Source organism: Anoxybacillus eryuanensis (genome assembly GCF_051200995.1).
Classification (GTDB): Bacteria; Bacillota; Bacilli; order Bacillales; family Anoxybacillaceae; genus Anoxybacillus; species Anoxybacillus tengchongensis.
This window is the reverse complement of sequence record NZ_JBPODS010000015.1, coordinates 21,793-35,820: the sequence shown is the minus strand read 5'-3', so window position 1 is coordinate 35,820 and position 14,028 is coordinate 21,793. Positions and strand designations below refer to the sequence as shown.

Annotated in this window: 13 protein-coding genes and 2 tRNA genes; all 15 read right to left on the bottom strand. The window is 39.5% G+C overall.

The window, feature by feature from the left end; translation table 11 throughout:
• Positions 1–786, bottom strand: a complete 786-nt coding sequence (locus HNQ84_RS12630; protein WP_183242640.1) for a two-component system regulatory protein YycI — start codon at positions 784–786, stop codon at positions 1–3.
• Positions 773–2,101, bottom strand: coding sequence for a YycH family regulatory protein (locus HNQ84_RS12625; RefSeq protein ID WP_183242642.1), 1,329 nt, complete (start codon positions 2,099–2,101; stop codon positions 773–775). Before HNQ84_RS12625 ends, HNQ84_RS12630 begins: the two co-directional genes overlap by 14 nt.
• A 5-nt stretch (positions 2,102–2,106) precedes the next feature.
• Positions 2,107–3,921 carry a cell wall metabolism sensor histidine kinase WalK gene (walK, locus tag HNQ84_RS12620; RefSeq protein ID WP_435622324.1) on the bottom strand — a complete coding sequence of 605 codons (1,815 nt, stop codon included), beginning with the start codon at positions 3,919–3,921 and terminating at the stop codon, positions 2,107–2,109.
• 4 nt (positions 3,922–3,925) lie between these two features.
• Complete coding sequence (gene yycF, locus HNQ84_RS12615) at positions 3,926–4,630, bottom strand: response regulator YycF (protein WP_032101636.1); 705 nt, start codon at positions 4,628–4,630, stop codon at positions 3,926–3,928.
• Positions 4,631–4,730: 100 nt separating this feature from the next.
• Positions 4,731–4,803, bottom strand: a tRNA-Phe gene (locus tag HNQ84_RS12610).
• 493 nt (positions 4,804–5,296) lie between these two features.
• Positions 5,297–5,372, bottom strand: a tRNA-Asp gene (locus HNQ84_RS12605).
• A gap of 94 nt (positions 5,373–5,466) precedes the next feature.
• On the bottom strand, positions 5,467–6,753 hold the full coding sequence (locus tag HNQ84_RS12600; RefSeq protein WP_055440860.1) for an adenylosuccinate synthase: 1,287 nt from the start codon (positions 6,751–6,753) through the stop codon (positions 5,467–5,469).
• Between the two features lie 115 nt (positions 6,754–6,868).
• A complete protein-coding gene (gene dnaB / locus HNQ84_RS12595; RefSeq protein ID WP_435622323.1) occupies positions 6,869–8,233 on the bottom strand; it encodes a replicative DNA helicase in 1,365 nt (454 codons plus the stop codon).
• A 77-nt stretch (positions 8,234–8,310) separates the two neighbouring features.
• On the bottom strand, positions 8,311–8,760 hold the full coding sequence (rplI, locus tag HNQ84_RS12590) for a 50S ribosomal protein L9 (protein WP_435622322.1): 450 nt from the start codon (positions 8,758–8,760) through the stop codon (positions 8,311–8,313).
• Positions 8,757–10,730, bottom strand: coding sequence for a DHH family phosphoesterase (locus HNQ84_RS12585; RefSeq protein ID WP_435622321.1), 1,974 nt, complete (start codon positions 10,728–10,730; stop codon positions 8,757–8,759). The genes rplI and HNQ84_RS12585 overlap by 4 nt, the downstream gene beginning before the upstream one ends.
• A 21-nt stretch (positions 10,731–10,751) precedes the next feature.
• On the bottom strand, positions 10,752–11,681 hold the full coding sequence (locus tag HNQ84_RS12580; protein ID WP_435622320.1) for a YybS family protein: 930 nt from the start codon (positions 11,679–11,681) through the stop codon (positions 10,752–10,754).
• Between the two features lie 61 nt (positions 11,682–11,742).
• Positions 11,743–11,979 carry a 30S ribosomal protein S18 gene (gene rpsR / locus HNQ84_RS12575; protein WP_003397568.1) on the bottom strand — a complete coding sequence of 79 codons (237 nt, stop codon included), beginning with the start codon at positions 11,977–11,979 and terminating at the stop codon, positions 11,743–11,745.
• Positions 11,980–12,011: 32 nt separating this feature from the next.
• Positions 12,012–12,503, bottom strand: a complete 492-nt coding sequence (gene ssb, locus HNQ84_RS12570; protein ID WP_032101641.1) for a single-stranded DNA-binding protein — start codon at positions 12,501–12,503, stop codon at positions 12,012–12,014.
• 26 nt (positions 12,504–12,529) lie between these two features.
• A complete protein-coding gene (gene rpsF / locus HNQ84_RS12565) occupies positions 12,530–12,817 on the bottom strand; it encodes a 30S ribosomal protein S6 (RefSeq protein WP_009361077.1) in 288 nt (95 codons plus the stop codon).
• Positions 12,818–12,921: 104 nt separating this feature from the next.
• Entirely contained in the window at positions 12,922–14,022 is a 1,101-nt protein-coding gene (gene ychF / locus HNQ84_RS12560; protein ID WP_183242654.1) for a redox-regulated ATPase YchF, read from the bottom strand.
• Between the last annotated feature and the right edge of the window lie 6 nt (positions 14,023–14,028).

Below are 14,028 nucleotides of genomic sequence, written 5' to 3'. Positions count from 1 at the left end.
TCACTCCAACACTTTATTTTCATCGCTAATGACTTGTCCTTCAAATGCGTTCACATAATAATCTGTTTTTCCATTTACAACAACGTGCCATGTCGGTGTTAATACTTGCGAAGTCGTAAACTGAACGAGCGCATAGTATCCCAGATCGATTTTTGTTACTCGATCGCCCGGCTTTAAGTAATTTCGCTTATACAACGTCTCTAATGCTTTAATCGCCGGCAAAATTTCTTGTTTTTTCTCGTTTTTCTCTAAATCAACGAGCAACGTTTGTTCATAGCCAACCATTTCATTTCGATCATTCACATAAATAAGCAACATACTGCTCACATTTTTATAGATGGTTTTCCCTTCATATTGTTGAAAATAAATGAGCGCTTGTAAGTCTTCATCATACTTCCAAAATGTATATTGATCACCTGCAATTATATTTTGTCTTAAAAACTCTGTTAGGCGATAGCCGTCTTTTGGATCTTGTAGCGGCACAGGTTTAATAAAATGAGCTTGCAAAACGGTTTCGTTTGCCGCTTCAACTTGTTGGTTTGGCAAATTTTTGACTTCTTCTTCCGTAAACGTTTTACTTTTCCCACTAACGTATGTCGCTTTCGTGATCTCTTTTGGTAAATCGACATATGTAATGCCATCCGCTTCGAGCTGTTCCTCGATAGTCGCTTCCAAAATCACATCAAGCTGGCTACTATTTTTTTTCTGGATGAATTGGTAACCTAAAAATATATCCAGAATGAGAAATGTAATAATAAAAATCGTTTTCGTTTTACTCCAATCCAATGATATCCCCTCTTCGTTCATCTGTCGTCATCACAATTTTTCGCCATGTTCCATTATACAAACAATACCAGCTCGGCTCTAACATGACGATATTTTCTCGCTCCGAATCACGAACGAGCTCATAGCCAATCGCAATATCGTCAATGAATTCATGTTGAATATTTTTTTGCTTTTTCAACTGATCAATGACTTCATATCCGGAGGAAAGTGTAATTGGTAAACTTACCCGGTCAGGAATGGCCAATGTGAATAACGGACGTTGGTAATTCATAATCTCATTTTCTCCCCATATTTGCACAATTTCTGCCATTCCATAACGATTAAATACAGGGTAGCCATTGGCAAACAAACGAAAGGTTACCTTTCTTCCATTTTCGTCTAACTGATCAAAATAATACGTATCCGTCCAACCGCCATGATCGTTCACAAAATCAATGCTCTTTTGCAAAACCGTCGGATCCGCCGCCTTTATCTCGCCACGGGCAGCTGGATTGACATACAACAACAATTTTTTGGATAAATCAACATCCATTAAACGCGACCCGTCTGTATACTCCTCACCAAAATTGAGTACATCTTTTTTCACAAAACTTGGGTCTGTAAATAATGCATCTTTAAAACGATCGCTACTTAACTCGTCCATGTAGTATTGCAAGCGGTTTAATACGAGGGGACGAGCGGGTAAAAACAACGATTTTGTCTCGCTAATGTCATAAGATAAAAAAGGTGTGTAACGTTCTGCCCGCGCATAATATGTTTGTTTCAAATTTTCAATCACCGCATCTTGAACAACCGCTTTATATATACGCTTCTCATTGGCAGATACGAAATAGACATTCATTTCTTCTTCGTTTTCATTCATCGGAATGATGATGCGATCAAACTGAACTTTTTCGATATCCTGGTCTTCAAATTGAAATATCGTTCGATACATTTCGATCGGTATGTCATCAGGATAAATAATTTCAATTTTTCCTTTCCCATGTATAAACGAAAGAAACTGTTCTTTTTTAATTGTGCTTGATATATTTTCGAAATGATCGAACGTCCAATTTTTCATCTCTTTCATAAATTTATAAATATCCGAGTGATGTGTCATTCCATAATGTTGTTCATTTTTATGAATAAAAATATAACGTGGCTGAATAACCGTACTATAATCAACAGCAACATTGCTGACAGGGACGTTTTGAATGTATTTTGCGTTTTCAATAAAGTCATATTTCGGCTGATACGTCCATAAACTCCACGTTAAAAAAACGCTCGTACATACAAGAATCGTCAATACAATGGACTTAATCGTTTCGTATTTCATCGTTTTCATCCTTTTTTCTGTTGTTCAATCGGCAAAGTAAAGTAAATAGTTGTCCCTTTTCTTTCTTGGCTTTCGGCCCAAATACGTCCTCCATGTGCGACGACAACTTCTTTTGCAATAGCAAGACCTAGTCCTGTTCCACCGAGTTTACGTGAGCGCGCCTTATCGACACGATAAAAACGCTCAAAAATTTTAGATAAATCCGATTTTGGAATGCCGACACCCTCATCTTTTACACTTACTTCAATATAGTCCGTTCTTTTTCTTACTCGAAACGTAATTTTCCCTCCTTGTGGAGAGTATTTTAAGGCGTTAGAAATAATGTTATCGAGTACTTGAGTAATTTTGTCTTCATCCATATATACAATCATTTTCTCATCCGGGAAATCTCGAATAAACGAAACATTCTCTTTTTTTGTTAATTCAAATCGATCGATGACTTTATGGAAATACGGGATAAAATGTACACGTGTTTTTTTCAATTTATAATCTTTACTGTCGAGCTTAGAAAGCTGCAACAAGTCATTGACAAGACGAATCATTCGTTCTGTTTCATTTTGCGTCACCTCAATAAACCTCGGGGCAATCTCCTCATCCCGCCATGCTCCATCTGCGAGCGCCTCTAAATAACTGCGCATCGTCGTTAGTGGCGTTCGCAATTCATGCGAAACATTCGCTACAAACTCTCGACGATCACGATCAATTTTTTCGTGTTCCGTAATGTCATGCAACACAACAATTAATCCGTTCACAAATCCTTTTTCTTTTTGAATCACAGATAAAGAGGCACGTAAAATGTACATTTCGTCATCTGTACTAAAATCTAAAATTAATGTTTCACGTTCTTCAATTAACGTTTCGAACGTATATTGTTCATCTAATCCTAATACCGTCACAATCGGTGCAGAAAGCACTGTTTCACGTGAAACATTTAAAATGTTTAGCGCAGCATCGTTAATTAAAATAATTCGTCCTTTTCTATCTGTTGCAATCACACCATCTGTCATGTGCGTCAATACCGATTCTAATTTACGACGCTCTCCTTCTGTCGTCGCTTGCGCTTCTTGCAATTTTTTCGTTAAGTTGTTAAAGCTAAGCGCAAGCTGTCCAATTTCATCGTATCCATATACTTTTACTTTTCGGGAAAAATTCCCTTTCGCCATTGCCAATGCTTGTTTACGCATATCTGAAATCGGGCGTGTGATGGTCTGTGCCAACAAAATGCCTAACAATGCAGTAATGGCTAAAGCAATGCCTGTTCCTGTCGCTAAAATATTATTAATTTGCCTCATTTGCGCAAAAACATTTTCCATCGAAGCAATGACATAAATTGCCCCTTTAATTTCATTTTTCACCTTAATGGGCGTAGAAGAAATATACATACGATGACCTGTTTTTGGATCAACAAGCATTTTTTCTGTCATTTCGCCCGCAACTAATGTTCGTTTAATTAGTAAATCTGTCGTCCGCTTTCCTACAATATTTTGATTATATGGGTTCGATGTTCCTAATACTTTACTTTTATGATCAATGACGCGCACTTCAGAAATATCTTGTGAAACAAAATCTTGTAAAATAGTCCGAATTTCTTCTTCGAGTGTAGGGCTTTTTTTATCACGTTCTTTGTTCATTTCTTGTTCAATATTATAAGCAAGTAAAATGACACGTTCGTTTAATGAGTTTTTAAAAGTTTCAACAAGTTGCGCTTCCAATTGGCGCACGAAATAAGCCCCGATAATTTGCATTGCAATTAAAATAAGCAAAATGTAAATCAAGGCAAATTTCACATGAATCGATTGAAATATACTTACCTTTCTCATGCGGTTACTCCTGTTCTGGATTTCGCAAATAATATCCTACCCCACGTCTTGTCACAATCCATGTCGGGTGCGAAGGGTTATCTTCGATTTTTTCACGCAAACGTCGCACAGTTACATCAACGGTGCGCACATCACCAAAATAGTCGTATCCCCATACCGTTTGCAGTAAATGTTCACGCGTCATCACTTGTCCAATATGCTTTGCTAAATAGTGAAGAAGTTCAAATTCCCGATGCGTTAGTTCAATCTGCTCTCCTCGTTTCGATACAGTATAAGCATCTGGATGTATGGTGAGCGAGCCAATTTTTATTTCACTCATTTCTTTTACATCTTGTTCTTGTCTTTGTTGGTGACGCCGTAAATTAGCTTTGACACGCGCTAACAGTTCGCGTGTGCTAAATGGTTTCGTAACGTAATCGTCTGCGCCAAGTTCTAGCCCAAGCACCTTATCAATTTCAGAATCTTTCGCTGTCAACATAATAATCGGCATATCATATTTTTTACGAATTTCGCGACATACTTCCATTCCATCTTTTTGAGGTAGCATAATATCTAATAAAATTAAATCAGGCTGAATGTCTTCTACTTTTTGTAGCGCTTCCACACCGTCATATGCACAATGTACGTCATATCCTTCTTTTCTTAAATTAAATTGCAAAATATCAGCAATCGGTTTTTCATCATCAACAACTAAAATTTTTTTCTCCATGTATATTCACTCCCCCAAAAGACATATTTACATATAGTGTACCATGTCACCATTATAAAACAAAAAAGCATAGACACACATATGTATCTATGCTTACAAGTGGCTCGGGACGGAATCGAACCGCCGACACAAGGATTTTCAGTCCTTTGCTCTACCGACTGAGCTACCGAGCCATATAAATAACCCATTTACTATCGTTCATTTGTTTGAAACATGCACGTCCTTCGTCCCGCTCTCAGCTTGTTTACTCAAGATGTGACTCGAGCGGTACGCTGTAGCTTCTCAAAGAAACTTATTCACTCGTGCTCTACCGACTGAGCTACCGAGCCATATAAATAACCCATTTACTACCATTCATTTGTTTGAAACATGCACGTCCTTCGTCCCGCTCTCAGCTTGTTTACTCAAGATGTGACTCGAGCGGTACGCTGTTGCTTCTCAATGAAGCTTATTCATTCGTGCTCTACCGACTGAGCTACCGAGCCATATAAATAACCCATTTACTATCGTTCATTTGTTTGAAACATGCACGTCCTTCGTCCCGCTCTCAGCTTGTTTACTCAAGATGCGATTCGAGCGGTACGCTGTTGCTTCTCAAAGAAGCTTATTCATTCGTGCTCTACCGACTGAGCTACCGAGCGATATAAGTAACTATTCCAATAAAAATGGCGGTTCCGACGGGATTCGAACCCGCGATCTCCTGCGTGACAGGCAGGCATGTTAACCCCTACACCACGGAACCGCATCCAAAAGACATTTATTATTTTACTATATAAGTAACAATAAAACAATAGTTTTTTAAAAATACGTCGATGATTTGCTCATCGACGTATTTTTCATGCATACACATTGCGGACAACATTTGTTTGAGAACGGTCTGGTCCAACCGAGAAAATAGAAAGCGGAATACCTGTTAATTGCGAAATACGCTCAACGTAACGACGTGCGTTCGTTGGAAGCTCATCTAAACTTTTGACACCTGTAATATCTTCCGTCCATCCCGGCAATTCTTCATACACCGGCTCACATTCCGCCAACACTTTTAAGTTCGCAGGGAACTCCTCGATGATTTGTCCTTTGTAACGGTAAGCAACACAAATTTTTAACGTTTCAATACCTGTTAACACATCAATCGAGTTTAATGATAAATCTGTAATACCACTAACGCGACGTGCATGACGAACAACAACGCTATCAAACCAACCAACACGGCGTGGACGTCCCGTTGTCGTTCCGTATTCACGCCCTACTTCGCGAATACGATCACCAATTTCATTGTTTAACTCCGTTGGAAACGGACCGTCGCCGACACGTGTTGTATATGCTTTAGCTACCCCAACAACATGTTTAATTTTTGTCGGACCAACACCAGCCCCAATCGTAACCCCACCAGCAACAGGATTTGACGATGTAACAAACGGATACGTGCCTTGGTCGATATCTAACATGACACCTTGGGCACCTTCAAATAAAACACGGCGTCCTTCGTCAAGCGCATCATTTAATACAACAGATGTGTCACAAACGTACTTTGCGATTTGCTGTCCATATTCGTAATATTCATCAAGAATGTGTTCTAACTTAAATCCTTCTACACCGTACACTTTCTCAAAAAGCATGTTTTTCTCTGCTAGATTGCGAGCTAATTTTTCTTCAAATACTTCACGATCAAGCAAATCTGCGATTCGGATACCGACACGCGCTGCTTTGTCCATATAAGCAGGGCCAATTCCTTTTTTCGTCGTTCCGATTTTATTCGCCCCTTTTCTTTCTTCTTCTACTTCATCAAGCTTTAAATGATAAGGCAAAATGACGTGCGCGCGATTGCTGATGCGTAAATTTTCCGTACTTACGCCACGCTCGTGTAAATATGCTAATTCTTGTACGAGCGCTTTCGGATCGACAACCATCCCATTTCCAATGACACAAATTTTATCTTTATAAAAAATACCAGAAGGGATTAAATGTAATTTATACTTTTCGCCGTTAAATACAATCGTATGTCCGGCGTTATTTCCACCTTGATATCGTGCAATGACTTCTGCATGCTGTGATAAAAAATCTGTAATTTTTCCTTTTCCCTCATCGCCCCATTGTGTTCCAACAACAACAACTGAAGACATAGCGAGCACCTCCGCTTCATCAATTCCAAACATAGTAAGTGTACCAAATCAACTATGAAAAATCAATAAAAAACCGAACATTTATGTGTTCACTCTTTATTTTTATTCGTATAAATTACGCTCCCGGCGGAACGTTTGCATCATCGAAGCGGCGCTCTAAGTTGACAAACTTGTTATACTCTTTTACAAAAGCAAGTTGTACTGTACCAACAGGGCCGTTCCGTTGTTTTGCAATAATAATTTCAATGATGTTTTTGTTTTCTGATTCTTTATCGTAATAATCATCACGATATAAAAAAGCAACAATATCCGCGTCTTGTTCAATACTCCCCGATTCGCGTAAGTCAGACATCATCGGACGTTTATCTTGACGTTGCTCGACACTACGTGAAAGCTGGGATAAAGCAATGACAGGGACATCTAATTCACGAGCTAACGCTTTTAGCGAGCGGGAAATTTCTGATACTTCTTGTTGACGATTTTCACGATTGCGTCCACTTCCTTGAATGAGCTGCAAGTAATCGATTAATATCATACCAAGTCCTTGTTCTTGTTTTAGGCGACGACATTTGGCACGAATTTCACTAACACGAATGTTCGGTGTATCGTCAATAAAAATACCGGCATTTGACAGACTTCCCATCGCCATCGTTAACTTTCCCCAATCTTCTGGCGTCAGTTTACCGGTTCGTAAGCTTTGAGCGTTAATGTTCCCTTCTGCGCAAAGCATACGCATGACGAGTTGTTGCGCTCCCATTTCCAAGCTAAAAATTGCCACATTCTCCCCCGTACGCGTCGCTACATTTTGAGCAATATTTAATGCAAATGCTGTTTTTCCAACAGACGGACGAGCGGCAACAATAATAAAATCGCTTCGTTGAAATCCTGCTGTCATCCGATCAAGTTCAATAAACCCTGTTGGAATTCCGGTAATTTCACCTTTCCGATTATGGAGCATTTCAATGTTGTCGTATGCTTGAACAAGCACATCTTTTATATTTTGGAATCCGCTCGTATTTTTCCGTTGAGATACTTCTAAAATTTTTCGCTCGGCTTCATTTAACACATCTTCTACTTCATCTTCACGCGTATAGCCGTCTTGAGCAATGGATGTAGCCGTACGAATTAAACGGCGCAAAATAGATTTTTCTTCTACAATTTTTGCGTAATAATGCACATTGGCCGCTGTTGGAACGGCATTTGCAAGCTCCGTTAAATACGAAACGCCTCCCACTTCTTCAAGTGCATTTGCATCTGCTAATTCTGATGTAACTGTCACAAGATCAACAGGTTCGCCACGATCAGATAATTGTAACATCGTTCGGAAAATTTTCTGATGGGCCGCTCGATAAAAATCTTCGGGAATTAATATTTCTGAAGCAGTTGTGAGCGCGGATGGCTCCAATAAAATCGCTCCGAGCACAGCTTGTTCAGCTTCAATATTTTGTGGGGGGAGTCGATCAGCAAATATGTCTGTCATGTACGCTCACCGTCCTTTCTCATAAGAAAAATGTGATTATATGCACGGAAAAAAATCCGGCATAAAATCACATTTCATTACTTTTGTTCCTGTACATGTACTTTTAATGTAGCAGTTACCTCTGGGTGAAGTTTAATTGGTACATTTGTATAGCCAAGCGCCCGAATGGCATCATCTAGTTCAATTTTTCGTTTATCAATTTTAATATCATGTTGTTGCTGAAGCGCCTCTGCAATTTGCTTGCTTGTAATTGAACCGAATAGACGACCACCTTCACCAGCTTTTGCAAATAATTCAACAGTTAACGTATCAATTTTTTCTTTCAGTTGCTTCGCTCGAGCTAATTCTTCTTCCGCTTCTTTCTTTTGTTTATTTTTTTGCGCTTCCAATGCTTTTAAGTTGCCTGGTGTTGCTTCAATAGCAAGTCCTTGTTTAAATAAAAAGTTTTGCGCATAACCATCAGCAACGTTTTTTACTTCTCCCTTTTTCCCTTTTCCTTTCACATCTTTTAAGAAAATAACTTTCATGTTTTTGTACCTCCCTCAATATATTCTCGAATTGCTGCCTTCAATCGTTTTTCTGCTTCGTCAATTGTTACATTAGCAAGCTGAGTGGCCGCATTCGTTAAATGACCGCCACCATCAAGCTTTTCCATAATTAACTGCACGTTTACATCTCCTAATGACCGAGCGCTAATTCCGATCGTTTGATCGTTCCGTTTCGAAATAACAAAAGAAGCAACAACACCATGTAAAGATAATAGCGTATCCGCTGCTTGAGCAATTAATACAGGATCATATGCTTCATTAGCATTTCCTTTTGCAATTGCGAAACCATGTTCATCAATGATAGCGTTCTCAATTATTTTAGCACGTTTAATGTAATGCTCAATATTTTCTTTTAACAGTTTCTGGACAAGCGTCGTATCTGCTCCTTGAGCACGTAAATATGAAGCGGCATCAAACGTTCGTGAGCCGGTGCGTAATGTGAAACTTTTCGTATCAACAACAATACCAGCTAATAAAGCTGTCGCCTCAAGCATAGACAATTTCGAGCGCTTCGGTTGATATTCTAACAATTCCGTCACTAACTCTGACGTAGATGATGCATATGGCTCCATGTAAACGAGAATCGGATCTTGAATGAACTCTTCTCCACGGCGGTGATGATCGATCACTACAACCCGATCTAACCGTAACAATAACCGTTCTTCAATGACGAGCGAAGGTTTATGCGTATCTACAACAACGAGCAACGTATCTTCTGTCGCTAACTCCAATGCTTGCTCAGGAGAAATAAATCGTGACCACAATTCCGTCTGTTTTCTCACTTCCTCAACCAATCGCTGTACGCCAGAGTCAATACGGTTTGTATCAATGACAATAAACGCCTCTTTTTGATTCATTTGGGCCACTTTTAAAATACCGATAGCCGAACCGATAGCATCCATATCGGGATATTTATGCCCCATAATAAACACTTGCTCACTTTCTAAAATGAGCTCTTTTAACGCATGCGATATAACACGAGCTCTAACCCTCGTTCGTTTCTCCATCGGATTCGTTTTCCCGCCATAAAATTTTACTTTACCGTTCGGTTGTTTAATCGCTACTTGGTCGCCGCCGCGTCCAAGTGCTAAATCTAAACTAGACTGCGCCAACGCCCCGAGTTCTGGTAAAGACGGAGAGTTTGTTCCTATTCCGATACTTAACGTTAGCGGAACATGATTTTTCGCCGTCTGTTCGCGCACTTCGTCTAGAATAGAAAATTTATTTTTTTCTAGTTGCTGTAAAATATATTCGTTTAACACAGCCACAAATCGATCTGACGACGTACGCTTTAAAAATAAGCCGTATTCACTCGCCCATCGATTTAAAATGGACGTCACTTGGCTGTTGAGCTGACTCTTCGTTTGATCATCCATTCCTTGCGTCACATCGTCGTAATTATCAAGAAAAATGACGCCTACTACGATCTTTTCTTGCTCGTATTTTTTCTCTAGTTCTGCTTGTTCCGTAATATCAAAAAAGTAAAGTAATCGTTCTTCTCGGCGAATAATTACTTTAAATGTTCGATCGTGAAATGTAATGACTTCTTCCGTTTCCTCTGTTTTTATGAGCGGAACAAGTTGTTCAGCAACATCATATAATGATTGTCCAACTAGCGTATCCACTCCAAAACAAGAAGATAAAAAAGAGTTTGTCCACTCAATTTCTAACTCCTCATTAATGAGCATAATGCCAATTGGCATCCCCATTAACGCTTCTTCTCCAACTTTTTTTATCCGATAAGAGAGAGTAGAAATATAATCTTCAATTTCCTCTTTTGCAACTTTATACGATCGAAAGACGTGAAACAACGTAGGGCCAAGGAGCACAGCACCAACTATCCCAATCATCCATTCAAAGTACGTAACAATGATAAGCAATATAAACGTAATACCGATTAAAACATACAAGGGATAGCGATGCCTCGGCTTTTCATACAAACTGGACATGAACGTCAGCTCCTTGCGTCATTAATCTTTCAACTTCTTTCGCAAATCAAATCCTAAATCAATTATACCTAATATTCGCACGAGGTGAAGTAAAAAAGGGAAAAATAGCGATAGAACGACAGTTGCAATAGCGCCTTTGCGCCCCATTTTTTTATGGTACATCCAATAAAAGATGAACGAAAATCCTTGAATAGTCATAAGTAACTGTAAAATTTGAAACAAATTAAGCAACGCAATGTAAAGAAATGAACCGTGCTCGATTGGGAAAAATAACAAAAGCATGACCGCTAAATAGTACCATAGCAAACTTTTCGGTAAAACAAGTTCACGAAATGGTTGCCAATTCCCAATTTCCATATTTAACCGTCTCAAAATAGATACGGCAACTTGTTGAGTAATAAAAGCAAAACATGCAGCTGCAAAGACGAATGCAGTCGGTAACAAATCGATGACAATGTCCATCGTTTGTTTCATTGCTTGTTCAAATTGTCCATTTGTTTGCCCAAGTTTCTCTAATATGTTTTGCGCACTTTGAAACGATTGTTGCATCATTTCTTCAATTTGTTTCCCAATATGAATGTCGAAAAATAAGACAGAACTCGCATAAATGATGATCATGCTCACTAAAAAAGAAAGAGTACCAACAAGCAAAACAGTATATTTTCCACCTTGCTTTCGCCACACATGTCCCATGACAACTCCGCTACTTGCAAACATAAATGTCATCGGAACAGAGAAAAGGGAACCGAACCAAATGGATGGAATAAATGATATAGCAAGCAAAAATAAGCCGTTTTTATATGTGTGGCGCATTGTAAATAAAAGAAACGGAATTGCCAAAAAAAATGTTGTAACCATTCCGAACACCGGCATATATAAACTGAGCAAAAGGAGAACTGTGAAAATAGCAAGTTGCACAGCTCCTTCCGTTAATACCCGAGCGTTTTTCACCTTTTTCCCTCCTTGAAAACAAAAAGCAGTAAGGCTCCGTCCCCCTTACTGCTTTTTCTTTTTATTCGCCCGCAACGTACGGTAATAAAGCCATTTGACGAGCACGTTTGATCGCAATTGTTAATTTGCGTTGATATTTTGCACTCGTACCTGTTACGCGACGAGGTAAAATTTTGCCACGCTCAGAAATAAATTTCTTTAATGTGTCCACATCTTTGTAGTCAATGTGTGTAATTCCGTTTGCTGTAAAGTAGCAAACTTTACGACGTTTTGTACGTCCACCTTTGCGTCCTGCCATTGTATTTCCTCCTTTCTTCAAATCAATATATATTAAAACGGCAAATCATCGTCCGATATGTCGATTGGTTGTCCATCGTTCGCAAATGGATCATCGTCAATTCGACTAAATCCGCTACTACGTCCTTGGTTCGGGTTCTGATTTGATCCAAATGGAAACGGCTCGCCATAGCTGCCTGATGCCATGCCACGTTGCTCACCGCCACCTCGCGGCTCTAAAAACTGCACACTATCGGCGACAACCTCTGTTACGTACACTCGTTTTCCTTCTTGGTTTTCATACGATCTCGTTTGAATTCGACCTTCCACTCCAGCTAAACTACCTTTTTTTAAATAGTTCGCCACATTTTCAGCTTGTCGGCGCCAAACGATACAGTTAATAAAATCTGCTTCACGTTCACCTTGTGGATTCGTATACGTTCGATTCACCGCTAGCGTAAACGTGGCAACAGCAACTCCATTTGGAGTATAGCGTAATTCCGGATCTTTCGTCAGTCTTCCAACGAGAATTACGCGATTAATCATCAGAACCACTCCTATTCATGAGGAAATTATTCTTCTTCCTTCACGACGATATGACGAATAATGTCTTCGCTGATGCGTGCTAAACGGTCAAATTCTTGAACTGCCGCAGGCTTCGCAACAACGTTTAAAATCATGTAGTAACCGTCACGGAATTTTTCAATTTCATAAGCGAGACGACGCTTACCCCATTCCTTCACGTTCGTAATTTCCGCGCCATTTTCAGTTAACACGTTGTTAAAACGCTCAACAACTGCTTTTCTCGCTTCTTCTTCCATGTTTGGACGGATAATGTACATAATTTCGTACTTTCTCATCACAGTCACCTCCTTTTGGTCTACACGGCTCTTTACAGAGCAAGGAGCAATATATCATTACTCACATTTGATGATTATATCATGAACATCGTTCATATGCAATATTAGACGTTAAAGCGGAAATGAATAATATCGCCATCTTGCACTTCATAATCTTTTCCTTCTAATCGCACTTTTCCTGCTTCACGGGCAGCTGCCATCGATCCTGCCGCAACTAAATCGTCATATGATACCGTTTCTGCACGAATAAATCCTCGTTCAAAATCAGAATGAATAATGCCTGCACATTGTGGTGCTTTCATTCCTTTTCGGAACGTCCACGCCCGCACTTCTTGTTCACCCGCTGTGAAATACGTAGCGAGCCCGAGCAAACTATATGATGCACGAATGAGTTGATCTAATCCCGATTGTTCGATGCCGAGTTCTTGTAAAAATAGCTCTTTTTCTTCATCGTCTAACTCTGCCATCTCCGCCTCCACTTTAGCACAAACGACGATGACTTCTGCATTATCTTCTTTGGCAAATGCTTTTACTTTTTGAACGTACTCGTTGTTGTTTGGATCAGCTAAATCTTCTTCACCAACGTTAGCAACATATAACATCGGCTTGATCGTTAATAAATGTAGTTGCTTTACTACTTTCATTTCCTCTTCCGTAAATGAAAGCGTTCTAGCCGGTTTTCCTGCTTCGAATGTTTCTTTTAAGCGGCTTAAAATGTCATATTCAAATACTGCTTCTTTATCTTTTTGCTTCGCCATTTTTCCGACGCGATCTATCCGCTTGTCTACCGTTTCAAGGTCGGCAAAAATAAGCTCCAAGTTTATCGTTTCGATGTCTGCGATCGGATCTACTTTCCCTGCCACATGCGTAATGTTTTCGTCAGCAAAACAACGCACAACTTGACAAATGGCATCAACTTGGCGGATGTGGGATAAAAACTTATTTCCTAACCCTTCACCTTTACTTGCACCTTTCACAATCCCTGCGATATCTGTAAATTCAAATACTGTAGGAACCGTACGTTTCGGATTAAATAATTTCGTCAACGTTTTTAGTCGCTCATCCGGTACTTCCACAATCCCAACGTTTGGTTCGATTGTACAAAACGGATAGTTTGCAGACTCAGCGCCTGCTTTTGTAATCGCATTAAATAACGTTGATTTTCCGACATTCGGAAGACCAACAATTCCTGCTGTTAAACCCATAATGAA

What these genes read in the sequence shown, in the direction of transcription:
- HNQ84_RS12600 (WP_055440860.1), bottom strand. Translation starts at nt 6,753, where the DNA reads ATGTCTTCAGTTGTTGTTGTTGGAACACAATGGGGCGATGAGGGAAAA.
- rpsF (WP_009361077.1), bottom strand. Translation starts at nt 12,817, where the DNA reads ATGAGAAAGTACGAAATTATGTACATTATCCGTCCAAACATGGAAGAA.
- dnaB (WP_435622323.1), bottom strand. Translation starts at nt 8,233, where the DNA reads ATGACAGACATATTTGCTGATCGACTCCCCCCACAAAATATTGAAGCT.
- walK (WP_435622324.1), bottom strand. Translation starts at nt 3,921, where the DNA reads ATGAGAAAGGTAAGTATATTTCAATCGATTCATGTGAAATTTGCCTTG.
- ssb (WP_032101641.1), bottom strand. Translation starts at nt 12,503, where the DNA reads ATGATTAATCGCGTAATTCTCGTTGGAAGACTGACGAAAGATCCGGAA.
- HNQ84_RS12625 (WP_183242642.1), bottom strand. Translation starts at nt 2,101, where the DNA reads ATGAAATACGAAACGATTAAGTCCATTGTATTGACGATTCTTGTATGT.
- rplI (WP_435622322.1), bottom strand. Translation starts at nt 8,760, where the DNA reads ATGAAAGTTATTTTCTTAAAAGATGTGAAAGGAAAAGGGAAAAAGGGA.
- rpsR (WP_003397568.1), bottom strand. Translation starts at nt 11,979, where the DNA reads ATGGCAGGACGCAAAGGTGGACGTACAAAACGTCGTAAAGTTTGCTAC.
- ychF (WP_183242654.1), bottom strand. Translation starts at nt 14,022, where the DNA reads ATGGGTTTAACAGCAGGAATTGTTGGTCTTCCGAATGTCGGAAAATCA.
- yycF (WP_032101636.1), bottom strand. Translation starts at nt 4,630, where the DNA reads ATGGAGAAAAAAATTTTAGTTGTTGATGATGAAAAACCGATTGCTGAT.
- HNQ84_RS12585 (WP_435622321.1), bottom strand. Translation starts at nt 10,730, where the DNA reads ATGTCCAGTTTGTATGAAAAGCCGAGGCATCGCTATCCCTTGTATGTT.